Origin of the sequence: Yersinia entomophaga, from assembly GCF_001656035.1 — a bacterium.
GTDB lineage: Bacteria > Pseudomonadota > Gammaproteobacteria > Enterobacterales > Enterobacteriaceae > Yersinia > Yersinia entomophaga.
Map to the genome: position 1 here is coordinate 1,381,098 of NZ_CP010029.1, position 25,974 is coordinate 1,407,071.

A 25,974-nucleotide genomic window follows, 5' to 3' on the forward strand; every position below is an offset into this window, starting at 1 on the left:
CTCCTATCGTCTTAATTCAAACCAAAAATACTTATGCGTACGGCAGACATGCCACGACCAGACCCAGATCGTTCTTAGATACCAGGCCTTTAGGACGTAAATGACGTTTACGCTTAGTAGCTTTTTTGGTCAAAATATGACGCAGGTTAGCATGCTTACGCTTAAAACCACCGTTGGCGGTCTTTTTGAAGCGCTTAGCGGCGCCGCGTACTGTCTTAATCTTTGGCATTGAATATATCCACTTCGCATTGTTAATTACAACGAGCTAGCTAGGCGAACAGGATCATAGCGCACAAGGTGCCATGAAACCTGTTACTTGAATGCCTTACTGTCTCTTCTTAGGTGCGAGCACCATGATCATCTGACGGCCTTCGATACGAGTCGGGAAGGACTCGACAACGGCCAGATCAGAATCTTCACACAGGTCTTTACGGACGCGGTTAAGCACTTCCATACCGATCTGCTGGTGCGCCATTTCACGCCCACGGAACCGCAGGGTGATTTTGGCTTTATCGCCATCTTCCAGAAAGCGAATCAGGTTGCGTAGTTTGACCTGATAGTCGCCATCATCGGTACCAGGACGGAATTTGATTTCCTTGACCTGAATAACTTTTTGCTTCTTCTTCTGTTCTTTCGTCGATTTGCTCTTCTCGTAGAGGAACTTGCCGTAATCCATAATACGGCAAACCGGCGGCTCGGCATTCGGACTGATTTCTACTAAATCAACACCAGCTTCCTCGGCTTTTTCAAGAGCTTCATTCAGACTGACAATGCCAATCTGCTCACCATCAACGCCTGTTAAGCGAACTTCTGTGGCGCGAATCTCTTTGTTAATGCGATTAGGACGCGCCGGTTGAACTCGTTTTCCGCCTTTAATACTTTATTCCTCCAGTTGATGAAGACTACGGCTGCGAATCTCTGTTAGCAGCTTGTCTACGACCACGTTGACATCCACGCTTCCCAAGTCTTTACCGCGACGAGTACGAACGGCAACTTTGCCTGATTCGATCTCTTTATCGCCGCAAACCAACATATAGGGAACCCGACGCAACGTATGTTCACGAATTTTAAAGCCAATCTTCTCGTTTCTCAAGTCCGCTTTCACCCTAATCCCTGCATCTTGCAGTTTTTTGGTTACTTCTTGGACATATTCAGCTTGGCTATCAGTGATATTCATCACTACAACTTGTACCGGAGCAATCCAGGTAGGGAAGAAGCCGGCATATTCTTCGGTTAAAATACCGATGAAGCGCTCCATTGACCCTAAAATTGCCCGGTGAATCATAACCGGAACCTGGCGATCGTTGTTTTCGCCGATGTAAGACGCACTTAAGCGACCCGGTAATGAGAAATCGAGCTGTACGGTACCACACTGCCACGCACGATCCAAACAATCATGCAGAGTAAACTCAATTTTTGGCCCGTAGAACGCCCCTTCACCCGGCTGATAATCAAACGGAATACCATTTTCAGTCAGCGCGGCGGCCAAATCTTCTTCAGCCCGAGTCCAGAGTTCGTCGCTACCGATACGTTTTTCTGGGCGAGTAGACAGTTTCACCACGATTTTTTCAAAGCCGAAGGTGCTGTACATATCGTACACCATCTTAATACAGCTATTTACTTCATCGCGAACCTGTTCTTCAGTACAGAAAACGTGAGCATCGTCCTGAGTAAAGCCACGCACGCGCATCAGGCCATGCAAAGCACCGGACGGTTCGTTACGGTGACAGCTACCAAATTCTGCCATACGCAGCGGCAGGTCACGGTAAGATTTCAACCCTTGGTTGAAGATCTGTACGTGCCCTGGGCAGTTCATTGGCTTAATGCAGTACTCGCGGTTTTCCGATGAAGTGGTAAACATATGCTCAGCATAGTTTTCCCAGTGACCGGTTTTTTCCCACAGTACGCGGTCCATCATGAATGGGCCTTTAACTTCCTGATATTGATACTCTTTGAGCTTCATCCGCACAAAGGTTTCCAGCTCGCGGAAGATAGTCCAACCGTCGTTATGCCAGAACACCATACCAGGCGCTTCTTCCTGCATGTGGTAGAGGTCAAGCTGTTTGCCGATTTTACGGTGGTCACGCTTGGCGGCCTCCTCCAGACGCTGCAAATAGGCGTTTAGCTGCTTTTTATCACCCCACGCGGTGCCGTAGATGCGCTGCAACATTTTATTTTTGCTATCGCCGCGCCAGTAGGCACCGGAGGTTTTTTGCAATTTAAAATGATGGCAGAAGCGCATGTTCGGTACATGTGGACCACGGCACATATCGACATATTCTTCATGATGATACAGTCCAGGGCGATCGTCGCGGCTGATATTCTCATCGAGAATCGCCACTTTATATTCTTCACCACGGGCTGCAAAAATATCGCGAGCTTCCTGCCAGCTCACTTTCTTCTTGATCACATCATAATCTTTGTCAGCGAGCTCATGCATCCGCTTTTCCAGCAGATCCAGGTCTTCCTGCGTCAGGGTCTGTTCCAAATCGACGTCATAATAGAAACCGTTGTCGATAGTCGGACCAATCGCCATTTTGGTGTTTGGCCACAGCTGCTTGATAGCATGTCCCAACAAATGCGCACAGGAATGGCGGAGAATTTCCAGCCCTTCGGCGTCTTTGGTGGTAATAATGGCTAATTGCGCATCGGATTCGATCAGATCGGTGGCATCCACCAACTCACCGTTTACACGGCCAGCGATACAGGCTTTTGCTAACCCGGGGCCGATATCCATAGCGACATCAAGCACAGAAACAGCTTTGTCAAAATGACGTTGGCTGCCATCAGGAAGGGTAATTACGGGCATTCTAATTCCTTATTTACAGTGGTGACCCACACGACAGATCACATGTAATATACAATTATTGTTTGAATTCAAAGAGTTGCATTCGCAATTTAACCCACGCTTGTTAAATTGGTACGCAACTTGGTACACATATCGTTTTGTGTCTTCTAACTCGCCACGAAATGAGTAACCATATTATCACTACTGGATACAATGATAAACACGCCCTTACCTGCCGAAACCAGTATGGTTTTTATAAAAGCACAAACTCAGATTTAAGGCTGGCCAAAATCGACCAGCACAAGCCAGATCCAACCGGCGTCCCTGCCAATAAAAAATTCTAATCCGGCATTGCTGGCCACTCTATGCTTTTACCAGTCGATATATCCAATCTCATTAAAGAGATTCGATACTCCTTCCATTTTGCCAAATCATTTGCTTCCGTCCCTTCAGGCGAACCGCTGTCAACCGCATCCTGACGCCATTCAATTTCACTATCAGCTTTGGCCTTTAGCGCCGATCTCTGACTAGTTGCCTCAGCTAGAACTTCCTCTGGCGTCATCTCTGGTGCATCGACCCAGGCTGGTCTGCCCTTTACCGTCCCCAATAGTTTTCTTTGTGGTGCGGCAGTGGCGTGATATATAGTCATCTCATCGTCAGTGGGGATGATTAAGTCTGAGTCTTTAATTTCACCGTAGCTACCATCATCGACCATATTTTTTGCCAAAAACCGGCTTGTCTTTTTATTAAATAAATATGACATCACAACCTCGTTATTTAGTAGCCAAAAGCAACCCAGAATAAATCCACAACCACAGTATCAGCCGCATTAACCTCAAATGTTGTGCTGGTGACGTTCCTCACGGTTTGGTTTGCCTGAGCACCAGTGGCGGCAGCACTATAATTTCGAGTGGTAATGACTGAACCGGTATAATTGGGGAATGCAGTTGGAAAGGTGACCGTGGAGAATGATGTTCCAGTAGCTAGGCCTGTTGCCTTGCCCCACTGGATAATTAACCCGCCCGGACGGTCTGGTATCCTGATGAAACTATTACCAGTGAAGTTTATTTTTCCAAAAAGAATCATTAGCCCCGGCAACGTGAGAACCTTATCTGCCGTACCGACGGGGATTTCTGCCGAGGTTGCTACGTCACGTGTGGATGAATTACCCAATCCTAAGTTAACCCTGGACTGGGGTTTGTCCGAAAGGTCATTCAGATTTTGCGTCTTTTGAAGGGCTCCAGTAATGCGCGTGTCATTGCCGGCGGCCACGGTATTAGCCGCACTCCCCACATCTAATGTTGAAGAATTTCCGAGGCCTAAGTTATTCCTAGCGGTAGCCGCGTTAGTCACATCCGACAAGTTTTTTGATTGAGCTAGCGCATAGGATACCAGCCCTGGAAGAGTAACAACCTTGTCTGCTGTGCCGATCGGATAGTCGGATACAAGCGCCACATCCCTTGTGGATGAGTTGCCAAGACCAAGATTGGTCCTTGATGCTGGCTTGCTCGCCAAGTCAGAAAGGTTGGCGCTTTTCTTCAGAGCATCAGCAGCGGCGGCAGCGGCCTCTGTTAAGCCAAGGTTAGCTACAGCAGCAGCCACAGCTGCAGGTCCAGCGGTTGCTATTTCTGATAGATTGCTAGCCGTCTTTAAATATCCGGTTGATAAGTTAAACCAGTTGGTAGGAGTGGTATTTGGGTTGGATTTATTACCATTAAGCCTGTTTATAAATATGGTCTCAGCATCATTACCAAGTATTACCGCACCCTTTGGATATCCACCAATTCCTTCATTAAAATCAGCGTCAAATGTATTTAAAGCTCCGGCACTGAACCATCTTAATAAATTCGAAAGTTCATAAAGAATTTGGTTCATATCTTGGCCTTTAGGCGGTAATCCGCCAGCAGCCTTTAAAACCATGGTTATTGGCGGGAATCCCTTCTCGTATGACGCTGAATTATCACCGGATGGAGTGTCAGGAATAATGGCCTCTCTCTGGCCATTAATTCCAAATGGGACTGGTTGTTTTTTTGGTTCGTCATTTCTGTTCATTTATATTTCTCTGAAAAATGTTCCGTCGTTAAATGGATATGCGTCAGATGAAAATCCGAAGTATGGCGGAACTATTTGATGTGTAGTAATAAGAACCGCGCTTGGTATCGGTAATACCTCATAATTCTCAAGAATTGACACTTCATATGGGGCTAAATAAAATTCACAAATAACCCCCATCCTCATATCTCCGTAATCAACGCAAAATGCCCTCCCTCTACCTTTAAAAAGTATGGAAAGGAATTTATTTATCTCTTTAATAGTCGCAATGCTTATGTTCGAAAATGCCTTACATAGAATGAGTGTCCTGTATGCATCATCCGACAGCCTTACTGTCTCAGTTTCCTGTACTCCGGCATAGAATGGCTCTTCATTGAATGGCGAAGGGTATGACCCGCCGTCATTGGCCTCAGAGAACCCAAAACTATTGGTATCTATTGACGCCTTAATATATCTGGATACATTCACTATCTTCCCCCACACATCAAGACCAAAAGATCCGCATGTGTTTACGTTCCACACCTCTTTAATAAACTCATCGGTGAATTCATCTAAATTCACAGCCTGATTAAATGTATCGATTATGGAAAGGAGCTTTTCACTTGCTGAATATTGAGTTAGTACCGTGTCTTTCCAGCTCACATTAGTGTTACCTCAATGTCTGCCTGTTGAATTGTAGGTATCTGATCAATACCTGCCGTTAGTGACTGGGAAAAATCAACACCATTTCCTGAAATAGATATTGAGGATATATTCACGTAATCAGGGGAGATAGATATTATCGGTGCGTAATACGTTCCTGAGTTAATTCTCCCGCCAATTCTTGCTTTTGTTATACCGTCATACCCACCATTAAACACGGTTTCCACCATAGACTTAATTTGGCTGCTTATGTCTGATGGAAGATTTTCATTAGTCTCTATTTCAACCTTAAAATAAATTCTTAACGGCGTAGCTTTTTGCCACTGTATAATGTACTGCGGGTAGGGGGCGTTATAGTTTTCTTTATCTTCGACAGTGAACGTTGCATTACCGTTAAGATTAGCTCCCGGATTTTTAGTAGTGAATATAGCCTCCGCGACATCAGCGTCCACGCCACCATAAACACAGGCATATACTGAGTGACGCAATACCGGGAAATTTGTAGCCCCAGAATTAACTGTTGCGTCAGTCCGGTTTGACCACACATACGCATCCAAAACACCGTCAGTTGATAGCAGCGCCGCCAGCATTGCGGCGTCAGTGTTTCTGCCGTTTCGTGATACCGATTGCTTCCTTCGCGTCTCGAAAGCCACTCTCGATTCAACATCAACACCGACGACACCGGCGGCATCATTTCTTACTGCGTCCCAACCGGAAAGACCGGTGGAATAAATCTGGTTTAGTTCCCCCACCCCGCAGGGGATCGGCCCAGTGGTCTGATTCTGGAATTGGATGTCAACATGACCGCTGGAACCTATGGATGCCCCATTAATTGACTGATAGATATATCCAGACTCATCCATCGCCGTGCTACCCGCAGGGATATGCCGCCCCACGCCACCGGTGCATGTCGCAGTAACAATTGTTCCCTGCGCAGCGATCCGCTCCATGAAGTAAATGCTGCCAATGCCATCCTGAAATCTGCCAGTCGCGTAATCTGGGTTAATCTGATTGAACAGGCACAGTAATGCATCATAATTTGTGGCGATAATTTCTGTATCTGACTGAGATATTTGGCCCTGTGGTGAAGATAGCGGTTGGCTAGTTCCGCCCCCCATAGCGGCATCAAGGTCCGTTAATCTGCCTGACAGGACATCAGCAATATCAGGAACCAGCAAGCCTGTCTCTGTGATAGTTACACCGGGAACCGCTGTTTTTAACGTTGTCATAGAATTACCTGTGATTGGTTTCCATCTCTATCAGTCACCAGTATGGCCCCGCGCGTTTTACGTGTGTTTTTGTCGAAAAACACGTTAGCGATCGCTTGGCTCACAATGGGTAATTTCTTGGCTTCACTTTCCATCTTTTTGGCGATATAGCCAGCGGAGGGGCGCGAACCCAAGACCTCTTCTTTCCACGGAATACCCAAAGTATTGTCGTAATAACACTCACCAGAGAACACCAGGCAGGCTGATGCGACATCTTGAGCGACGGCATAACCACTATCAGCAATGGCAATGTTCCCATTACCATCTAACGTTAAGTCCCATGTATCAGGATCAAGCATTAAGGTTCTGTATGTCATACCTGATTGTCCGTAGTGTTGGATGTGATAGTGGATGAGCCGCCCTGAACGTTAACAACATCATGATCGTGGGCGTTGTATTTATCACGTAACTCTTTGAGGGAAGCAGATTGAGTTCCTGCATTGTCAGTTATGTTACCGCCTGCCGTTATGTTTCCAGTGACATGCATCAGTGGCGTTGTCATTTCAACCCCATCAGGAGCAGTTATATTCGCCTTTGAGCAGGTTATGTTTACCGGATTAGGGGATGTGATATTTAACTCACTATCAGCGAACTCAATAAACTGCGTTGGATGGCCGTTAAGGAACCCGCCTAGGTAAAGCGCATCGGATTTGCTGTGGGTTCGATTACTTCCCGGAACAGACTGGGATAAATTGGCTCGGGCAACTGAATTGTCTCTATCGCATACAGCGATCATCCCAATATCCCCTATAACGGGGTTCATGATAATAGCTGAGCTGCCACGCTGTAGGCGAAATACTGGGATATTGTAGATTGTGCTATTGGGTATCATTGATCCTGAACGGTCAGTTCTTGAGACTAACGGGAGAACATCAACAACTAAATTCGGGGCTGTCCCTCTCACCCCCTTAACCTTAACAATCTCAATAAAAAACAGTCCGGTCATTAATCTTTCAAAAGCGTAACTAAAAGACTCTGCATTACTTGCTTGCGCATTCGTTGGGGTAAATAAATTTTCATGCATTTTTATTTTGTGCCTCCGCCCTTGCTTCATTGGTTCTATATGCAGTGCAGACTGAATGCCACGCCCCTCCCGAAACCCAAGACGATAGTTCATGCCTTACGGTTGAAAGTTGGTATTTACCGCTGGCATTTGGGAGCTCTGTCTCCATTTCGATAAAGCGGCCAATAACCAATAGAGACGAGTATTGAGTTTGAAACATAATCCCGCCTGATGAAAATATCGGATAACCAATAAGACCATATTCCTTTGATATTAATGGAATTATTTCATCTCGAGTATTTTTTTCAGGCCAAAACTCAACCTTTTGAGGTGGAGTCGCCGACATGGCAACGCCATAATCGACGCATATCTGATGTAACTGATCGAATACGCTACCTTCGAAATAAGGGCTTCCCGATGTCGTCATGCCATTCATTTTATTGAAAGAGGCGCGATATCCCGCCGCGCTGCAAATTGAATTAATAACGTCAGTTAATTTTTGAGCGCCATTTACAGAGAATGGGCTTGCTGGCATGTTTTGCAGATCAGCATTTGCGGTAGCAGATATCATCAAATTACTATCTGGTGCTGCATTCATATTTGCAACTGATGAGGTCATTCCTCCAGAAAACACGACCGAATCATCAGCGAATATCTCCACGTTTATTCTCTGCGTGTCTAACATATTCCCGTCAGCGCGCCCAGATAACGCTGCAAGCATATCCAGCCCAAGTCCGTATATTGATATATCCGCTGACGTCCCTGTCCTTCCCACTACCGCATTCAATGAAACGACAGCTTTTACATTATTTATGGATATCTTGTTGTTTCCGGATGAATCGAATGAGCTAGTAAGATTGGTAAAGTCGAAGCGGAGAGAGTGTTGTTTATACAATATCAGCTTCCTCCAAGTAGAATAGTTGGAACCGGCTCCCCAACCCCTCCCATTGCGGATCATTCTGTCCTACCGAATCCAAGAACAGCAGGTCACCTTTAAACCCAAGATATGAATACCGCACCATACGGTTACCGAAATAACAGGGTACGCCCTGCATGATAGGGTTGCCGTCCACCGTCAAATCCATATAAATGGCACTGGTGCGTTGTATCAGGCGAATATTGCATTGCTGTCCGCCAAGTTGCACACTGAATTCCTGAGATTTCATAGGTTCGATAGATACTGTCATCATGGTTTCGTCGCCTCTGCAATTTCCTTGGTTAACTCAGCCGCTTTCTGTGTTGCGCTACTAACAACTTCAAGCACTGGTTTATTCACAGTATCCAGAGCACTTTGAAATCCTGTGGTAATCGTTTGGTCTACATTTGAAACAATTTCCGATACGGAAGATTTTAGGCCGCTCCACGCCTTACTTAGCTCATTTACCGTTGATTGTTTGGCTCCGGCAGGATTCAAGGTGGAAGCCCCAACGCCAGAATTACTTAGACTTTTTTGATCATTTGTTAGTTTTGTATTTGATTGCGAACCAGACAGAGAAACCTCCATCTGCTGCATCACTTCTTGAAAATCCAGATAAACCACAAGCAGCGTCACACCTTGCTGATGAGTAACCTCATAGGAATGACCGACAAGATCATAACTCTCTAACGTCTCTTTTGGCGTCTCAATGTCATATATCCCCGTCGTTGCTAACATGTCCTTGATGGTTTTCAAGGTGTCAGACTGACTAGTAAAAGTAAGGTCGAAAATGTTGGGGATCGTACCGGTGAAACCAGTCATTCCGGAGATAATGATTGAGCACCTAACCCTAGAAGGGTCTTTAACCTTATTGATGGACTGGTATTTACCACTTTCAACGGGAGCATTAGTTATTTGGGCTCTCCCTATCGGCTGAATAGATGCCATTCCGCTAAACTCAAGAGCAATAGAAGCCTTCCCGTGGTTTCTTATTGAATAGGACGGGTGAAGCACGCTGTCTATAATTGATAATGGCGATCCGCCACCAATAGCGTTAAATATGTCGCTGGTGTTGATGTCTATAATGCTCATGGGTTACCACCAATAAAAAACCCAGCGCAATGGCTGGGTCGTGGATATTAGAAAGCAAAAACCCGCCGGGGCGGGTTAGTTTTTATCTACAAAATCTTGAGCTACTCTAGAAAGATAACTCATTATTTGAGTGTCTCTACCTTTCTCATGAGCATTCGGATGCATTATTGCAATGAGCGAATATCTATTTTCATACAACTCACCCTGAACATACACTAAACATGCATCATTGGCCGGGTCACCCTTACGACATGCTCTATCAGCTTGTGGTTTATTGGATGGGAACTTTTTAGGTGGAAAACATAAATGAATATGCATTAATCCAGCCTTATATGCTCCGTGAGGCTGAGTATAAGCCACGTCTCGGCCAAAATATTCGGGCACTTTAGACGTGGTTTTATAAACCGCGAAATCTCTTAATAAAGCCGACTCAAGTCCAGGGAATCTTCCGAAAACATCATCAAAGTATTCATTCTTCGTTTGAGGGTTTATAGATACTTCAATGGGCTGCATCCATTTACCACCTTAGTGAAAACTTTTAGAACCGAGTTTTTCGGTGGTGTAATCAGCTAAATATCTAAGACCTTGTAAATCAATATCACTTTCAAATGTAACAGCATCTTGTGTTAGTTGCTTAACGTAGCTATTTACCTTGGTTACAATAGAGCGGGCTTTTGCAACTTTTCTCCAATAAGCATTCATCTCAGAGGAGACAAATGATGGCAAACTACTATCATCAGCTACTTTTTTAAGCGTTATTTCAAATGCTCTCATGAACATTTCACAAGCTTCGAACTCACTAAGATCTTGGCACTTTAAAGCACTGCGCGCTTTATCTGTTGAATCATTAGATAACTCAAGCAACTTTAAATAAAAAGCATTAGCCTGTTCAGTTAAAGACTCAACAACTGCTTTACCAGCAGCCAATTCACTAGCAAATTTAGCCATTAAATCTAGCGGAACTTCAATTTCTCCTGTTCGACCAACGGTCGGAACTGGAGAAATTGCGAACATCTGCGCAGACGCAGCAGGCTGAGGCATCGCTGCGCTCAACATTGCAAATTTAGCGACCGAGAAGAAATTCATATACTACCTCTATCAAATTAAACTACTCATGACCTGTAATGGTCGTTTAGAAGTGTAATTGACCGAGGCGTCAACACACAACCGCAGTTGTTTATCAAATAGATAAACCATTGGTTAATCGAGTGATTTATTTTCTACGCAGTTCACGAATTTAGCTCGAACTTACGCGATCTTGCTTGAAACAACTGGATGGCTGCACAGTTATTGAGCCAGATGATCTTTCTGCTAACTACTACAATCTACCGCACGGACGCGCCAGAATGCAAAAAGCCCACCTGAGTGGGCTATGTTGCGTGTTATTGCGTCAGCTAATGGGTAGAATTAGGAAAACAGCACAAGGGAATTATTATGAAAACCCGATTAATAACCTTATCTTTACTGGTGTTCATTTTCTCAGGAAATGCTTCAGAAAATAAGGAAGACATAAAATCATTAGTTGATGAAATGAGACAGTACATAACCAAAGGGGCTTCAAGTCCTTTTGATGCCTGCAAAAGCATAGCGTCAAGCATGGTTAGCAAGTATGGACCACGATTAAGCGAATTAGGGAAAACTCCATCTGAAGTAAGAGATTCCTCGCTAGCAATTTGTCTTGATGCGCTTTCTCAAGTAGAAACCGCACAATCACAAGGCGAAATATCCATGTGGAAAACCGCAGCCTTGAAAAACATTGATATGCAGTTCAAAAATGATAGCAGAGGGCCAGTACCAAAAGAGTACTTGATTGATAGTATTGACAAGTCATCTAAGCTTGCTACTCTTTTGTTCCTATCAATGCATGCTGACGATCGCCAATAAGCACTTACTTTACAGCGCTTGAAAATGCCTGATTTGTTGAGGATCGACTATTCATCTCCTTGAATCCTTCTGCCAGTTTTGAAGCCTGTTCTGTAGTCGCAGTTACTTTTACCTCGCCAATATTTTGACTATTGTAGTTGTTGACAACGTTTTGGCTTGGTGTGTTTGCTCTTCCCACCCCATTAGCAAGTTGTTGCTGAGTCTGATAGTAACCAGCGTACTGACTTTTGGCTGCGTTTCCATAATCTAGCCCATTCTTCCAATTTGAATACCCTTCGTGTTTCGCCATGTAGGCACTCAAACTAGCCATAACAGAAGGATCAGAAAGATCTAGCTTATCGTTAGCACCGACCCCCATAGCTTTCGATACCTGAGCTATGTAGGCTGCAGTGTTGTTTTTGTGATCACCCGGTTTTTTTGGTGGAGGCGCCCATTTAGTAATAATCCCACTAATAGTATCTAATTTATCCCTAGTGTAATAAGTGGATAGCTGATTTCTAGCCGCCTTCCAGCCTGAATCTTCATCAGTATATTTAGCGAATCCACCAGAATCCATTCCAGCATTGCCTTTTGTCATGATATTTAGAGGGTTAAGGTTTCGATCTGGCCTATTTTTACCTGATTTATTGGTTGGAGTGTCTTTATTTGGGTCATCGTAATCAATACCGAGAAATCTCTCTAGAAAATGCTGCTGAAAGACAAATGGCCTCTGCTCATCAGGGACATCTTTATATTGATCTTGAACCATCTGTCCAAGCAAGGCCACCGCAGCAACCCCACCAACACTTTTACCACTAAGTAGGGCCATCGCAGCAAGAATACCAAGCGCATTACCTGCACCACCTACTGCTTTTATAAACCCATCAATACCATTACCAAGCCCTTTGAAAAACCCAATAATATCGCCCTTGTTATCTTTCAACCACTCAAGGAACTCCTGTTCAGCTTTAAGAACCTCTGGCCCAAATGTTGCCATCAGATCTTGCTTTACTTGTGCAAATTGCGAGTCCAGAGCTTTAGTAGTGGCGAGGATGTTGCGCTGGGCTTCTTCCTGTTCTTTGGTCATTTTCCAGCGTTTTTCCTCCTCAGACACCATCTGCACGGCTTTGCCGTTCTTGATGTCTCCCGCAAGGTTGGGGTCGTAACCAAATGCAGCCAGAGTCTGCATTAACTGCTTCTCGCTATGACCTTTTCCATATTTCTGAAACTCTGCCAGAGCGTCTTCAGATTTACCGCCCAACTTATGGATATCAACGCCAGTTCTTGCGCCAGTGGTAAGCAGGTTCTGTGCTTCTGGAGTCAGTCCACCAAAGATGGTTGGGTCTTCCAGATTGGCGAGTGCCATTTTTGCGCTCATCTGAGAACCGAGAAAAGCGCCACCATTCTGACCTATGCGAGAAAAGCCATATTGAGTGCCAAGAACATTACTGGCACTCGTTCCTAGCATTCTCCCCATGTTACTGGCCCGGACGATGGATTCAGCGGTACTTTCAAAAGCGCGATGGATGCCGATGGCAACCGCAGTCATTACCCCACCAACAGCTAGAAATCGCGTTGAAAGCCCAAGCAGTCCACTAAAAGCCATGCTTAGCCCTTTCACGGCTGCTGATGCTTTATCCGTTTCTTTCGTCGTTTTGGACATTGAGGAGGTGGTTGATTTCTCAATTGCGGCCGTTAACCCCTCGATGGCTTCCTTAAGGTCTTTAGCCCCCCTTTCGACCTTTTTTTTACCCGAGAGAAACTCCTCGGTTCTTACTGTGACTTTGTATGCTAGCTCTTCGAGAATCACCGTAGTTTCTCCGCGTATTGCTGCCAAGCTCTTTTGTTATGACACTCCACCGCGATAAGCTCCAGCAGATTAAACGCATCGCGCACAGACAACTTCTCCTGCAAATCAAGGTAGGTGGCCCTGCCTGAGCAGATAATAGAACTCATCTGTGCGGATATGTTGACCGAGGATACCAATTTAGATGGCCCCTGATCTGGCTGAATGAATGGATACTTTACGCGGCTGCGATGGTTAAAAAATCGAAGTTCACTCCGAACACCTTGTCCATCAGAGTTCGAATAGTTGAGACCTCTTCAAAATCAATGGACTTAACCTCGCGAGTTTGTTTATTTCCATCGTGCGTAATAACAATTTGCACGGTGGACATCAGACGATCTCGGAGATTACGTGAAACTTCAGGTGACGCGGCACACAGGACATTAATTCCAACCGTAGCCAGTCCAGCGCATCCCATAGCAATAACATCAGCAGGAATGCCAGAAAAGTTAGATTCTCCCATCGACCGGAAAATATCCTGAGCTAACTCGTCGGCATCCCACGCTGACATTTCAGTGATAAGGAATTCCTTCCCCTTATCCCGACCCTCATCTTCAACGATATATGTAATTTGTTTTCTGGACATTATGCGGCGCTCGGTGTGCAGGATTCAAAGTGGAAAATGGCTGGGCGTGGTTGCAATACCCGCTTACCTGGAGGCGTAGGTGTCCACGTATAGAGCACTCCATTCACAAAGTTGTACTTGATGTTAAGCGCTGGAATGGTCAGCACTGCGTTGCAGGCAAACTTTGCTACAGCGGTGCGCTCGGCTGCATACCAATCTCCTATCAGTTGGGCAGCGTTAGACGTTGCCATTAGGGTAATGGTCAGCTCCGTTGGGTTGAAGATAAAGCCAGCGTGGTATTTACCATCTGCTGACATCATATCCTCAGCGTTCTGCAATGCGCCGGTATCAAACATGTCTTCGGCCGCGTAATCATCAACATCGAACCCACCAGGGTAAAACGATGGCACGATGATACGCAACTTCGAGTTGGCACTTGTAATATCGATAGGCATTTTCAGTCCTTACAGGATATTTGTTGAGGTCATGTCGATGCTTTGAATCAACTGCCCGTCGACGTAATAGAAGATTGCACCGTCAAGGCTGCGCTCGGTTCGTGATGCACCTGTTTGCTGAGGTATGAAGAAGAACCAGCCCTGCGTATACAGCACATTGGAAATATCGGTTCCGACCGCGTCATTGACGATGTTGATTTGCGCCTGATCCAACGTAACGCCAGCACGAATAGCACCAAAGTTAATCGCATTGGTAGCCACATCAATCACAGCAGCAGATATGGAAGCGTAACCGCCGGCATTAAACGCATACGATGAGTTGTTGGTGAACAGGTTAGCAAATGCCGCTACTAGGTTTGCATTAATCCATACCTGGCTAATGAAGCTATCCAGCCAGAGGAACTTGCCGGTAATTGCGCCATTTGAGACGTAATTAGCCATGGTCTTGTTCTGCCCATATGCGCCGTAAAAATTGTAACCGTTCGACTCAAGCGCCGCTGCCGTGGCGTTGTCAGTTACGTTTGGCGCGATACCTGCGAATGCCCGAAACTTGTAAGAGACTCGGCCATTGGTTCGGTTAAAATTAAGCGATGCAGAATAAGCCAGCGCCAGCACCGAGTAGAGATACGAACCATACACAGGGAATACGTTCTCATATCCATTCGCAATGACTACGCTTTGAACGAAGCACGATTCATTATTGGCAACCGTTGCATCTTCTGATGTGTCATACATCGAGTAGGCGTAGCGGTTATTTGACGCACTTACCCACGCGCACAACTCTTCTTTTTGTTCATCAGTGAGATCAACCACGCTGGCGGTCATCACCCAGTCCTGATTCTGATTTACAATCGCCCCCATTGTGTCGGTGATGCTTGTTGCTGCCGCACCGGGTGAAGTTGTTGCGGCTGTATCTGCGGTCAATTTCAGTGCGGTTGCGGCAGCACCAGGAACGGCCTGTGAGACTTCGCTGTTAGCGCCAGTGGTAGCTGACCGGATAATGAACCGGCTTTGCACTGGCAACCAGTCAACTTCGACGCCACTACCAAACGCAGTGGCAATTGCTGCTGCTGCGTCAGTGAAGCTTGTTACGGCTGATAGATTAAGAGAAGTACTGGTTTTCGATGCTCCATCGAGCATTAAAGTAATCGTCCCAGTAACTCCCTGTAGTGCAGCGATTTTAACGCCTTTAAAGCTACCAGAGAGCAGCCAGCCAGCTACAGGTTCTTGCACCAACCGCCCAAACAAAACAGCACCCGGTCGAACAGTGGCGTTGTCATACCCGGACATATATAGCGATGCAGCCAGGTATTCTTTGCTGGTTGTGCCAAAGGCTGCGCCAACATCTGCCGCGCTGGTAAACTCGGAAACTTTACCAACCGGCAGTAACTCGTTATCGGAAAGTAGTAGTCCGTAAACATCCAGCGCGGTTCCGGCTGCGTTTACAGTGGAAGGCGTGATCTTAAAGTCACGCGATAATGGAATTTTGCTCATTGAGTCGCCTTATCAGCTTGTTCGATAGAAAAGTTAACCGCGTCGAAATAGTCCTGCTTGACGTCGATTGTGATGTGAACCTGAAGTGAAACGGTCAGCATGTAGCGCTCTTGCCACTGATTTTCAGCATTGATCATCGGTGCCTGAATTGCTTCGGTGCTGTATAGTGGGGCGACCCGACTGTCTATGGCCTTGATTGCGTCATAGGCATAGCCAGTGCGGAATAGCGTCTCCAAAGCGATAGCCCGATCCCCGGCATTGCTACCGTAGATATCAACCTGAATTTCGGCCTGCCTAACCTCAGTAAAGCCAATGGCACTTGTTGTTGGCGAACCAGTATCTTTCTTGATTTCTCGGCTGGTTGAATGACGCTTAAATCGCAATGGCGTCAGAATGCAAAACTGCCCCTTATCCATCGGAACCCTGTTAGCCTGTGCTTGTTCACACTTACCGATGAATTGCTCTGCGAAGTCGGCCAGCACATCAATCACGTTATCAATGGTCATGTCATTCATGGCGTCACCTGCAACTGAACAAGTAACCTGCACCAATCAGGCCACAGCTCCAATGGCTCAATAACCAGCCATTCTTCACTACCAATAATAAACAGATCGCCACCGAGCACTTTTTCACGGTTCACCCCGTAAAAATTTCCATCAACATGAATCGATTTGAGCAGTCCGGATATATTTAGCCCGTCCACATGCTTCAAGTCGCCGGGCGATAGGGGCTGCAACTGAATGGTGACTGGTGCTTCAGGTAGGTACTTGGGAACCTGCTTCCGGCCCTCACCCATAGTGAAACCATCAGACCGACGAACAAGTGCAGAAATGAATGGGTTTACGCGGTTAATGGCAGGTTTAACTATCCGATGAAGGTTCAATTTCTCCCACCTCGTAATTGACATCTCCGATCATTTCTTTAGTGTCAACCAAAGGCTTATCAGATTGGTTAGGGAGCACCTTTCTCGTTTTACGAATGTGAAGAGTTACATCAGAAAGTTTTGGCTCCATGAGGGTAGCTATCGATTCCTGTATGTCTCCTTTTATTTGAGCGCCCACGACCTCAAGAACTTGCGTGGTATCAATTCCCGCGCGAATCCCCCTGGATACCGTTTCGGCCCAATCACCAGACTTTTCACTTATCGCGTTACGGAAAAATGGACGAGGTGGCTGATTATTGCCGGGGTTTCCGTACTCGTTGATTGCCGCAACCATTGCCACGCTCGTTCCGTCTGGATAGGTTGCCCCATCAATAAATCCAGCCTTCACCTGTTTGGATGAAAGCTGCTTTTCAATGTTGTTCAGGAAATCAGATATCTTCCCGGCCATAATCAACTCCCCGGATAGTAGTTAGCCATGCGGTATACCTTCGTTGCCTGCCAGTAATCCATTCCATACGGGCTTTGCGTGTACCACATGTAACGGAATTCAACCACGCCAGCCTCCGAAGAGACCGAGACAGAACCCTCCGAAGCCGACGACAACCGCCCTACCATGCCGGAGCCACCGTTACCCTTGTCATCCCCGAATCTCATGTATGCCAAATGAGCCATAAGCAGGTAGAGCAAGCGCTCTCGCTTAACGGCATCATCTACAAGTGAGAATTCAGAGTTGTTAAGGTAATCGGTGGCCTGTTCAAACAGGTAAGGGAGTTGTTCGTCGGTTACATTGGAGAACTCAGGGAACATGGCGCGGAATTTCGTGATATCTAGCACCACGATTGCCATGGATTACTCCTCTTTATCTTCCGTCACACCCGCGGTTTCTTTGGAGGCCTGTTCAAAGCCAGTTTTAACTTTGGCGTTCTCCCGACTTGCGTCTTTAGCTGACTTCTCATCCGACACCGCGAAAATAATGCCGTTACGGATGAATTTAGAATCCTGGTGAACCTTAGCGAACTCATCCCATGCTTCCGCAGGAACATCATTGGTAATACCAAAACCATTGACCAGCGCTGATGAGTTAGCGCCAGCCAGGGTAATGACCTTATCCCCATGACGGAACGAAATGCCGCTAGGCAGTTTGCAACCAATTACGTACATGTTTGATTTAGAAGCCATCAGTTACACCCCCAACATTTGAGCGAATAGCGTAGGCTGGGTAATTACCGCGCCATACGTTGTGCCCGAGTGTTTCTGCTTCCAGCTTGATGTCATAGTAATCACTGGGTGGGCGCGGAGTTTCTCGCTATAAGCACAATATCCAGCATCCTGACCTTGGGCAGTTTCAACGAACATTTGTACCAGATCGCCTGCATCTGTATCGTACTGCGGAGCAATCTCAATGCGCAGATTAGTGAAGGTGTCTTTAACCATCTTCTCTACTGTGTTACCAAAGATCTCGTTAGCACGCTTGAACCACACGGAAGCGTTAGGACTCATAGCCAGAACCAGTGGTGACGCCATGTCAACGCCATCACCCACTACACCCTTGGTGCGAGCGATCAGGTCAGCATAAAGCGCCAAGATATCGTTATAGATATCGATGACTTGTTTATCTTTCCACAGAACCTTGCCATCGACGGTTGCTGGGGTGATTGGTGCTGGCAAGTCTGGGTCATTCAAGATGCCGTAGTTCAGTAGGCCAGAAACACCATAAAAGTAGAACTTATTTTGCGCTTGATTCAGTGTCCAAGCCGCAGCACGCTGTTTCTCAGCTACGTACGGCAGCATAGCCAGACCATAACGCTCCTGCTCCAACTCACCATAGATCACCATCGTTTGATAGCGATACACCTGACGGTTTTCCCATTGGGAAGTAACCTGGTTGCCGCCCTGCTCACTGTAATCATCATAGGCCACGACATCACCCGATTGCTCGATGCGCTGAATCATCAATGTATCTTGCGCCCAAGAACCTTTCTTCTTCTCACCTAGAATGTCTGCGGCCTTTTGCTTAGCAAAGATAGTGCGGACGATCTCCGGATCGATGAACGTAGAAACAATGGCAGGAATGCCGCCGTTAGCTGGCAGCGATGGCTGAACATCAGCATCCATGGCAAACTTGGTCACTGAGGATGGCAAGTAAATGCCGCGCGATTCAGCTTCCGCTTTAAAGGCAGCGAAATCAGCCTGAGTCAGTTGAGGCATTATGCTTTGCTCCATGTAGAGATAATAAGTAAGTCACCGACGGCGGCAGGGCTTGCCACATACCAGTCAGTTTCAACCGCACCGGAAACCGTCGCTCCAGCGTCATCTGTTTTCAGTGTACCGTCAGCAAGAACAGCAAAAACTTTCTGTCCCACGGTGGCAACCGTCGCAGCGATCGCCCAGAAATCCCCTCCCACAATAGGTGATGCTTCACGACCTGCCGAGATGGTCATGCTATTACTTTGCAGGTAGCCGATGGTGGCATTGGCGTTGTTATAGATGAAGCCAACAGGTTTGCCGGTGCCGGAGTTATCCAGTCGCAGAGGGTTAGTAGAGTTACGCCATGCGAAACGAGCCATGACTAATCCATCAGTTCCCGCCTGAAATGCTCCCGGACCGCCCGCCGCCGCGATGATTGGAGTAGTTGACGCAGGCTGTCCGGCCTGTCCAACGCCGGAATAAATATTTACGCTCTTTTGAAATGACATATTATTTCCCCTCGAAGAAGTTTTTCACGTTAGCGCGAGAGTCGTGGCTAATTGGCGCTGCGTCGTTTGCCATTGCTGGGCGAGAGTAGGCTTTGAAGACAGATTGGAGTGCTGCTGAAGGCAATGTTGCATGATCTGCACATCCCATCTGCTTCAGCGCGGTCCGGTAAACTTCATCGGCACTATCGCATGCTAAGTCGCCAACCACGGGGCGAACATCACGTTCTGCCTGACGAAGCGCGGCTGCGCGGGCTTCAACGGCTTTAATCGCTGAATCCATAGCTAATTTACTGTCATTTGCCATCTTCTCTTTATCGGCTCTATCAGCCTCATCTTTGGCTAACTTGTCTTTCTCAGCCTGCTCCGCTTCGTCTTTGGCTAACTTTTCTTTTTCTTCGTCGGTCATCTCGTCCTTCGCTGTTTTGGGGTCTTTCTCGTCGTCTTTGATGAGCTTTTCCACGTCCTCTTCCGCTTTCTTTACAGCTTCAGGGTCGGCATCGTTAGCCATCAGCGGCTTGAAGATGCTCATGAGTTGTTTGATTTTTGACATCAGTTTGAGTCCTGTAGGTAGTGAGTCATATACAAATACATCCGGGCCAGCCCGGCCACTTGGCACGATTGCCACATGGTTACAAACGATGTCACGCATAACGCCATCGTATGGTTCGCCCTCGTACTCGCCCGGCGTCATGTCGAGCCGATAACGGTATGAAGATGAGATTTCTCGCTGCTGTTTGTTCTCTACGCCGATAATGGAATTGATGTCGTAAATGCCCATCGAATTCTTCAGATACGGAGCTTCGTACACTGCGTCAGTGCCAGTCGAACCAATAATGTGTTCTTTTGGCGGGTCAATTACCGACACAGCGATGTGAGTGTCTAGAACTGGTTTGTTGTTGAATGTTGGAGCGGCTTTCCTGAGTTCTTCAGGGTCACGTAGCAACCGGTATGCCTTGTCAGGGTTAAGGCCTAACGCTTCCCAATCGGGTATCTCTTTGCCGTAGTAGACGCAGACGTTAGCCTTGCTGATAGGCGTCAGTTCAACATGAAGCATCCCGTCAACGTCATAGCGACGAACGCTCGCCTTATCGAAGGCAAACTTCACATCTTTCATGTTCTTTCCTGTTTTTCGGGCAATAAAAAAGGCCGCCTAAGCGACCTTGTTCGTTTTATATTTTCAGAATGGCAATACTGGCTTCCATACACACCCGCAATTAGGCTCTTCACCCGGCAACACATGCTGCCCTTTGTCACCGATTGGCAGGCCCTTATCTAGGTCGAACTCCTTCCCGTTAGCATGAACGTGCTTCTTGCGGGGTTCGCTACCGCCGCCACTGTGTAACCAGATGCCTCGCTTAATCCCTGCCGCTTGTTGCCTTGCGTTGGATAGTGCGCTGGTAGCCTTGCGTACCTGGTCACGTGCAATGAATTCAGCACGCCTGCGAGTAATACCATGACGCTTGCCAAAGTTAGCTTCCATTTCGTCAGCCAATCCTTTGCGGTCGCCACCCTTGGCTACTGAGCGAAACACCATCGATTCCACTTCAGTGAAATACTTCTCAGGAATGGAGCGGATTAACGCCACATTCTCTGAAATGATAGCCTCTCGCTTTTCGAGCATAGCCTCAGTCCACTGCATGTTAATTGTCATTGAGTCTTTACGGGCAGCAGCAAGTAATGAGCGGTCAACAGCCTCGCCAGTCTTGTTTGTCACTGATTCGGCAGTAGGTAGCGCCATCTTAATGAAGCGCTCTACCCACTTCCTAGACAGAGCACGCAAAGCACTACGCAACAATTGAACCGGGTTAGCGTCCATCGCCAGTGGGTTATCTTCAAATATCGGGACGATTTGTTTCTTAACATCGTCATTCATTTCTCTGATAACAGCCAGTAACTCTCTGCGATACCAAATGATATTACCGGCGTTATAGTTGACCGCCCGAAGGCTTCTACTCTTCTTCGGTTTCCGGTTCATAGTCACCCTTCAGGTTTTCGAATCCTGCACCTTCAATGCTTTTCAGTGCGTCTCGCGCCTCTTCAGAGTTAATCAGCATGCTATCAGCAGCAGCAACCACGGTTTCAACGCGAGTCTTGTTGGTGTTGGCACGGTCATCATCGCTGACCTCATCAAGCGGTTTAAACTCGAAGTAGATGTCGGGCTTCAGTTCGCCAAACTCTGAAAGCTGGATAATCTTGAAGATGTTCTCAATGGCTCTGCGATAGTCCAGTTCTTGCGAGCCGGATATCGTTTCGTGCCACGTCTCAATCTCAGCATCCCCACTGGCATTCAAACCTGCTGGGGCGTTACCAAACATCTTCAGGTTGGTGGTGCGTGATGGTATGCAGAGTTGCTCTTGGTAATTCGATAGGATGCTTGACAGCTCACTCAGTGATGTCTGCATATGAATCAGATCCTCTTCAGTATCGAGAGCCCATATACCAAAGTTATCCTGATACTTGGTGAACATTTTAATGCGCTTATCAAATTCACCAGGGATTTCTAACCTAGCATCCATATCCGTCTTCAGCGCCCGCATTCGAAGAGTTCGAAGAATCTTTATCACGTTCTTCTTCGCATCTCGCCAGTCAACAACGTAATCCTCCATTAACTGCGTCAGCGAAAGACCGCCGAAGTTATATGATGGTTTTAGAATGTCGGGCACTGGGCGGCTAACGATATCGATGAATCGAGACTCATGCACCGTATCCCCCATCACGAACCATGCTTGGGGTTTGTAGAAATCTGGCCTAAGCGGTTTGTTTGAGTTGTACATCGCCGGATAAACCCAATTAGGGTCTACGCAACGAAAGCCTTTAAGTGAGCCTTTAGTTATCTTGCGCGGGTCTAGAAATAGGGGTTTTTCGTTCTCAAGGTCATCGGCGCCAACATCAATAAAGATGTGTGCCACGCCATACTCTGAGTCCTGCCTTACGGCTTCGTGAATCAAGCGCTTAATGTCGTATTTGGTCAGCGCCTTATCCATTAGGTCGATATCAGGATCACCCTCTTTGGTGCTCTTCACCTCAATCCAGTTTCGCGTCATCTCGTCAGCCATGATGGTATGCATGTTCGCATACTCAACCTGCTGAGACATTGCCGCCAAAATAGGGTAGCCACGAAAGCCAGAATATTCACCACCAATAAACATGCCGTTGATGACATCGTAAGGCGTGGAGTCCATCGCTAGAGCGGATTCTTCTTTATCTTCTGGAATCACACCTGGTAGCGGTTCGTAACGCTTAAACTCAGCAAATGGCTTCTCGCCATTCGCAGCAGACGCCGCATCAAGATGCGCATTTGTAATCTTCGCCAGTTCCCGCCGAGGTGCTTGCACGGCTTGAGCTGTTCGCACAGCCTTCTTTCTTGTCATTGCAGTATCTCGTCAGGAATGTTGAATGGTTTGTGCGCCGGAGCAAATGCCATGATTAGCGAGTCCGCCATATTTGGTGACGGTATGCCACGCTTCTTCATGTCTTTCTTGCTCTCAACCTTCACGCGACCGTTATTGTCGTAGTCAACCCATGGGCGTGACAGCTCAGCCTTGAGGTATTCCAGTTGTTTAATGCCGGAGCTAAGGCTGATTAGCTGATCGTCTGAAAATTGTTTGATGAATTCTTTGTCGTTGGGGTTGGCTTCGAGGTGCTTAACCACTCGCCATGTATTGAAGAAGCGATCACGGACTCCCCACCATGCCTGAGCCTTGATATTGGAGAACATGTCTTTATTGGTCTTGCCTTCAGCATATTTAGCATCTGGTTTGAATACGGCAGCACCTGCGTTAAATCCGCTGGACGGTATCGCACAGACGCGCCTCAGGTGAGCTTTTACGCCTGCACCCACGCCAATGGAGTCGTAAACAATCTCGCTTGCTGTGACGCTTTCTGCGTAGTTTTTGACGCGATCAGATGATGTGATTACATCACCCTTGTTCCACTGCTGGCAGTCCATGACAACAGAGCCGTGGGCCAGTGTTGTAGCGTTGCTATCCTCGCCTTCATCTGCTACGTCAAAACCGACTCGCTTACGACCAGAAGGGGCGAAGCCAATCAGTTTATGGGCATCTATAGCGGCAGCAATCCACGATGGCTTGATAATTGCCAAGTCACTGTCGGCAACCGGCTCACCTTCCCAAATGTGCAGGTAAAGGTCGTAATCACGTTCTTTGCATTCAGCCATTTGCGCAGGGAGCGGTGAGTCATGGAAGTGAGGGTTGTCGTTGTAATTGGCTTTCAGAACAATCGCCCCAGCAGGAGGCCTGACGATGAAGCGCTGATACGTATCGTCAAGAATGTTCTTCGGGTTAAAGCTCACCCATATCTCTGAGTGTTTGTCGCCTCGTATGGATGGAATCAGTACATCCCATGAGTCTTTTGTTACCGCCTCGGCCTCTTCTACCCAGCAGATTCCAACGCCCTGTATGGATTTTATTTTTGTGACGTTGTTTTTAATGCCGGAGAATACGAAGCTAGCACCGGTTGCTAGGTGAATGATTGTGTTTTTCTGGATTTCGAATTCTGTGGAATAACCGAGACGATCGATAGTCTCACATAGCAATTTGTGGACTGAGTCGCTAATAGAACCCTGAAACTCGCGAGTACACAAAATTACCGTGTTAATGCGTCGTGCAACCTCCACGGCAAGTTCCGCAAAGAAATATGACTTCCCACTTCCACGGCCGCCGTAAGCTATTTTGTATGGAGCGCTTTCGGCGAATGGCTTGAAATGTGGATTAGCCATCGAAGATGTCCTTAATAGATTTGTGCTCGACCTTAACTCCGCCACTCAGCTCGACAATCACTTTGTCCAGGCCGGTCAACTTGGCCTTGCCCATTGTTGCGGCTACGGCTGCTGATGATTGTGGCGTCTCAGCCGCTAAAGCTGATTTCCGAGCCTCTTCCAATTCTCTAATCAAAGAGTCAACAGTGACGTGATGGCGCTGCTTAATCTCACCCTGCAATTCGGCAATCCTTGCCGTGATCTTGCCGTTGTCTAATGACTCTTTAGCTTTCCGGTTAATGGTCTCAGGTTTCATCTTGTCAGCAGCATACGCCGTCCGATATGCCTCAGAAGCATTACCCGTTTCGATGTATGCCTGACAGAATGTCTCTTGCTTCTGTGTCAGGCTTGCCATGGTTATTTCTCGTCTGAATACTGCGTGATAAAGGTTTCTCTAATAAGTTCGGCTCTAAACTTAGCCCCCCTGATGGATCCGGGTAGAATTTGAGTAATGTCTACCCCTGATGCCCCCAAATCTCTTAACGCATCAAGTTCTTCATCAAGCTTCCCAAGCAGCCAATCGCTGGCCTTATCTTGAATTATTTCTGGAACGACGCGAGCAAACTCAGTTTTATCGGTCACCATCATTTCCTTACTTCAAATTTGAATCCGTGGCCTGCAATAAAGCGAGATAGCAGCCTTGCTACGGCTTGACGGAGTTGACCCGTCTCGTTGTTCAACGATCGTTTTAAACGATCAATAGCCGATTATTGATCTGTACAACCAATTTCCATCCCTCTGATTTGACTGTCATTCTTTTGCAAAACAAAAAGGATGATGACTATGTGGGCTAAATTTAAAAGTTGGTACATGGCTGCAACAGTGAGCTACTCCACCCTGGCATTGGGGCTAACCTTTACAGGGATGGCCTCTTTGGTCGGGATCGCCTATCTGATATATGAGTGCTTTTAGTTAATGGAGAGCCGTTGTGAAAGTGGCTCTCAGTTTTTCTTTTAGCTGGCAATATCGAGCGTTAACTTCAGTTGCTCCTGCCAGAATTCCACGGTTGCTTCTAGGGCAGGTTTGTCCCAGCGCCAACGTGCCATTTCTCGTGCACCACCACTTGCTTTTGATTTCCGGTCATCGCGAATTCGGCAGGCCTGGTCATAGTTTTGCTGCTCCGTTAGCTCACCACGCAACAAGCTATCTATATGCAAATCACACCAGACAGCGAACCGAGCATCGCACCAACGCGCAAAAGCGACCGATAGCTTTGGATGAAGCCATGTACCACCTCCGCGATCCTTTCTCGCCTTACTGGTTTTTACATACCTGCATTTCGAGGGATGTAGAATTTCAGACTCCACACCAGTCATTGCCTCATCCAGCGCCCGGATGTATTCAAGCGTTTCAGCTAGCCTCATCCAGTTGTCGATGCGCTTACCAAATTTCTCAGCAACGTCAGTGACGTTTACCCAACCTTCAGTGTTAAAGCGTACTGATTCGCCTTTATAGCTAAGAGGGATAATGTTCATTCGGATATACCTTTTAGTGATGAACCTTGTTCGCACAGGAATACGGCCCTCAGAAGGCTCCGACAGCCAGCCGGTTCCTCAAGGGTCATCCTGAAAGGTTCTGAGTGATTTGCGCTGCGATGCGCTGGATTTACTGCATAAAAAAAGCCCGACCTAAGT

Annotated in this window: 33 protein-coding genes; 1 reads left to right on the forward strand and 32 read right to left on the reverse strand. The window is 47.0% G+C overall.

What is annotated here, in order from left to right; genetic code table 11:
- Positions 1-31 precede the first annotated feature (31 nt).
- The 14 genes from rpmI to PL78_RS06255 form a co-directional block, all read right to left on the reverse strand.
- Positions 32-229 carry a 50S ribosomal protein L35 gene (gene rpmI, locus PL78_RS06190; protein ID WP_002211834.1) on the reverse strand — a complete coding sequence of 66 codons (198 nt, stop codon included), beginning with the start codon at positions 227-229 and terminating at the stop codon, positions 32-34.
- A 96-nt stretch (positions 230-325) separates the two neighbouring features.
- Positions 326-877, reverse strand: coding sequence for a translation initiation factor IF-3 (infC, locus tag PL78_RS19510; RefSeq protein ID WP_002227898.1), 552 nt, complete (start codon positions 875-877; stop codon positions 326-328).
- A gap of 3 nt (positions 878-880) precedes the next feature.
- Complete coding sequence (gene thrS, locus PL78_RS06200; protein WP_064514041.1) at positions 881-2,809, reverse strand: threonine--tRNA ligase; 1,929 nt, start codon at positions 2,807-2,809, stop codon at positions 881-883.
- Between the two features lie 319 nt (positions 2,810-3,128).
- Complete coding sequence (locus PL78_RS06205; RefSeq protein WP_064514043.1) at positions 3,129-3,551, reverse strand: tail fiber assembly protein; 423 nt, start codon at positions 3,549-3,551, stop codon at positions 3,129-3,131.
- A gap of 14 nt (positions 3,552-3,565) precedes the next feature.
- Positions 3,566-4,840, reverse strand: a complete 1,275-nt coding sequence (locus PL78_RS20635) for a gp53-like domain-containing protein (RefSeq protein WP_201030827.1) — start codon at positions 4,838-4,840, stop codon at positions 3,566-3,568.
- Positions 4,841-5,482 carry a baseplate wedge 1 family protein gene (locus PL78_RS06215; RefSeq protein WP_064514045.1) on the reverse strand — a complete coding sequence of 214 codons (642 nt, stop codon included), beginning with the start codon at positions 5,480-5,482 and terminating at the stop codon, positions 4,841-4,843.
- Entirely contained in the window at positions 5,479-6,711 is a 1,233-nt protein-coding gene (locus PL78_RS06220) for a baseplate J/gp47 family protein (RefSeq protein WP_064514047.1), read from the reverse strand. Before PL78_RS06220 ends, PL78_RS06215 begins: the two co-directional genes overlap by 4 nt.
- On the reverse strand, positions 6,708-7,067 hold the full coding sequence (locus PL78_RS06225) for a contractile injection system sheath initiator (protein ID WP_064514049.1): 360 nt from the start codon (positions 7,065-7,067) through the stop codon (positions 6,708-6,710). The genes PL78_RS06220 and PL78_RS06225 overlap by 4 nt, the downstream gene beginning before the upstream one ends.
- Positions 7,064-7,774 carry a phage baseplate protein gene (locus PL78_RS06230; RefSeq protein WP_064514051.1) on the reverse strand — a complete coding sequence of 237 codons (711 nt, stop codon included), beginning with the start codon at positions 7,772-7,774 and terminating at the stop codon, positions 7,064-7,066. Before PL78_RS06230 ends, PL78_RS06225 begins: the two co-directional genes overlap by 4 nt.
- Entirely contained in the window at positions 7,767-8,648 is an 882-nt protein-coding gene (locus PL78_RS06235) for a hypothetical protein (RefSeq protein ID WP_235601009.1), read from the reverse strand. Before PL78_RS06235 ends, PL78_RS06230 begins: the two co-directional genes overlap by 8 nt.
- On the reverse strand, positions 8,641-8,943 hold the full coding sequence (locus PL78_RS06240) for a phage baseplate plug family protein (protein ID WP_050941619.1): 303 nt from the start codon (positions 8,941-8,943) through the stop codon (positions 8,641-8,643). The genes PL78_RS06235 and PL78_RS06240 overlap by 8 nt, the downstream gene beginning before the upstream one ends.
- Positions 8,940-9,761, reverse strand: coding sequence for a hypothetical protein (locus PL78_RS06245; RefSeq protein WP_064514055.1), 822 nt, complete (start codon positions 9,759-9,761; stop codon positions 8,940-8,942). The genes PL78_RS06240 and PL78_RS06245 overlap by 4 nt, the downstream gene beginning before the upstream one ends.
- Before the next feature lie 75 nt (positions 9,762-9,836).
- Positions 9,837-10,274: a type II toxin-antitoxin system YafO family toxin gene (locus PL78_RS06250; RefSeq protein WP_064514057.1), complete on the reverse strand. Its 438-nt coding sequence runs from the start codon at positions 10,272-10,274 to the stop codon at positions 9,837-9,839.
- Positions 10,275-10,286: 12 nt separating this feature from the next.
- On the reverse strand, positions 10,287-10,847 hold the full coding sequence (locus tag PL78_RS06255) for a hypothetical protein (protein WP_064514059.1): 561 nt from the start codon (positions 10,845-10,847) through the stop codon (positions 10,287-10,289).
- A gap of 348 nt (positions 10,848-11,195) precedes the next feature.
- Here PL78_RS06255 and PL78_RS06260 point away from each other — a divergent pair, with 348 nt between their 5' ends.
- Positions 11,196-11,645 (forward strand): hypothetical protein, encoded by a 450-nt coding sequence (locus PL78_RS06260; RefSeq protein ID WP_064514061.1) that lies wholly within the window; start codon positions 11,196-11,198, stop codon positions 11,643-11,645.
- Positions 11,646-11,649: 4 nt separating this feature from the next.
- On the opposite strand, the gene PL78_RS06265 is transcribed toward PL78_RS06260, so the two are convergent.
- From PL78_RS06265 to PL78_RS06350, 18 genes are all read right to left on the reverse strand, one after another.
- Complete coding sequence (locus PL78_RS06265) at positions 11,650-13,434, reverse strand: hypothetical protein (RefSeq protein ID WP_064514063.1); 1,785 nt, start codon at positions 13,432-13,434, stop codon at positions 11,650-11,652.
- A gap of 214 nt (positions 13,435-13,648) precedes the next feature.
- A complete protein-coding gene (locus tag PL78_RS06270; RefSeq protein ID WP_064514065.1) occupies positions 13,649-14,056 on the reverse strand; it encodes a hypothetical protein in 408 nt (135 codons plus the stop codon).
- Positions 14,056-14,490: a phage tail fiber protein gene (locus PL78_RS06275; RefSeq protein ID WP_064514067.1), complete on the reverse strand. Its 435-nt coding sequence runs from the start codon at positions 14,488-14,490 to the stop codon at positions 14,056-14,058. Before PL78_RS06275 ends, PL78_RS06270 begins: the two co-directional genes overlap by 1 nt.
- A gap of 9 nt (positions 14,491-14,499) precedes the next feature.
- Positions 14,500-15,984 carry a DUF3383 family protein gene (locus tag PL78_RS06280; RefSeq protein ID WP_064514069.1) on the reverse strand — a complete coding sequence of 495 codons (1,485 nt, stop codon included), beginning with the start codon at positions 15,982-15,984 and terminating at the stop codon, positions 14,500-14,502.
- Positions 15,981-16,499, reverse strand: a complete 519-nt coding sequence (locus PL78_RS20755) for a phage neck terminator protein (protein ID WP_084414296.1) — start codon at positions 16,497-16,499, stop codon at positions 15,981-15,983. The genes PL78_RS06280 and PL78_RS20755 overlap by 4 nt, the downstream gene beginning before the upstream one ends.
- On the reverse strand, positions 16,496-16,780 hold the full coding sequence (locus PL78_RS06290) for a hypothetical protein (RefSeq protein WP_235601010.1): 285 nt from the start codon (positions 16,778-16,780) through the stop codon (positions 16,496-16,498). Before PL78_RS06290 ends, PL78_RS20755 begins: the two co-directional genes overlap by 4 nt.
- 64 nt (positions 16,781-16,844) lie before the next feature.
- The gene (locus PL78_RS06295) at positions 16,845-17,315 is read right to left on the reverse strand and encodes a hypothetical protein (protein WP_064514073.1); all 471 of its coding nucleotides are present in this window, start codon (positions 17,313-17,315) and stop codon (positions 16,845-16,847) included.
- A gap of 2 nt (positions 17,316-17,317) precedes the next feature.
- Positions 17,318-17,701 carry a DUF4054 domain-containing protein gene (locus PL78_RS06300; protein ID WP_235601011.1) on the reverse strand — a complete coding sequence of 128 codons (384 nt, stop codon included), beginning with the start codon at positions 17,699-17,701 and terminating at the stop codon, positions 17,318-17,320.
- A gap of 15 nt (positions 17,702-17,716) precedes the next feature.
- On the reverse strand, positions 17,717-18,046 hold the full coding sequence (locus tag PL78_RS20760) for a hypothetical protein (protein WP_235601012.1): 330 nt from the start codon (positions 18,044-18,046) through the stop codon (positions 17,717-17,719).
- A gap of 3 nt (positions 18,047-18,049) precedes the next feature.
- Positions 18,050-19,075: a hypothetical protein gene (locus PL78_RS06310; protein WP_064514077.1), complete on the reverse strand. Its 1,026-nt coding sequence runs from the start codon at positions 19,073-19,075 to the stop codon at positions 18,050-18,052.
- Entirely contained in the window at positions 19,075-19,563 is a 489-nt protein-coding gene (locus tag PL78_RS06315; protein ID WP_064514079.1) for a structural cement protein Gp24, read from the reverse strand. Before PL78_RS06315 ends, PL78_RS06310 begins: the two co-directional genes overlap by 1 nt.
- A gap of 1 nt (position 19,564) precedes the next feature.
- Complete coding sequence (locus PL78_RS06320) at positions 19,565-20,677, reverse strand: DUF2213 domain-containing protein (RefSeq protein WP_064514081.1); 1,113 nt, start codon at positions 20,675-20,677, stop codon at positions 19,565-19,567.
- 63 nt (positions 20,678-20,740) lie between these two features.
- Complete coding sequence (locus PL78_RS06325) at positions 20,741-21,538, reverse strand: phage head morphogenesis protein (RefSeq protein WP_256966770.1); 798 nt, start codon at positions 21,536-21,538, stop codon at positions 20,741-20,743.
- Complete coding sequence (locus PL78_RS06330) at positions 21,513-22,934, reverse strand: phage portal protein (RefSeq protein WP_064514083.1); 1,422 nt, start codon at positions 22,932-22,934, stop codon at positions 21,513-21,515. The genes PL78_RS06325 and PL78_RS06330 overlap by 26 nt, the downstream gene beginning before the upstream one ends.
- Complete coding sequence (locus PL78_RS06335; RefSeq protein WP_064514085.1) at positions 22,931-24,301, reverse strand: PBSX family phage terminase large subunit; 1,371 nt, start codon at positions 24,299-24,301, stop codon at positions 22,931-22,933. Before PL78_RS06335 ends, PL78_RS06330 begins: the two co-directional genes overlap by 4 nt.
- On the reverse strand, positions 24,294-24,695 hold the full coding sequence (locus tag PL78_RS06340) for a terminase small subunit (RefSeq protein ID WP_064514087.1): 402 nt from the start codon (positions 24,693-24,695) through the stop codon (positions 24,294-24,296). Before PL78_RS06340 ends, PL78_RS06335 begins: the two co-directional genes overlap by 8 nt.
- 2 nt (positions 24,696-24,697) lie before the next feature.
- Positions 24,698-24,928, reverse strand: coding sequence for a hypothetical protein (locus PL78_RS06345; protein WP_128821925.1), 231 nt, complete (start codon positions 24,926-24,928; stop codon positions 24,698-24,700).
- Between the two features lie 365 nt (positions 24,929-25,293).
- Positions 25,294-25,815 (reverse strand): KilA-N domain-containing protein, encoded by a 522-nt coding sequence (locus tag PL78_RS06350; protein WP_064512148.1) that lies wholly within the window; start codon positions 25,813-25,815, stop codon positions 25,294-25,296.
- Positions 25,816-25,974: the final 159 nt, after the last annotated feature.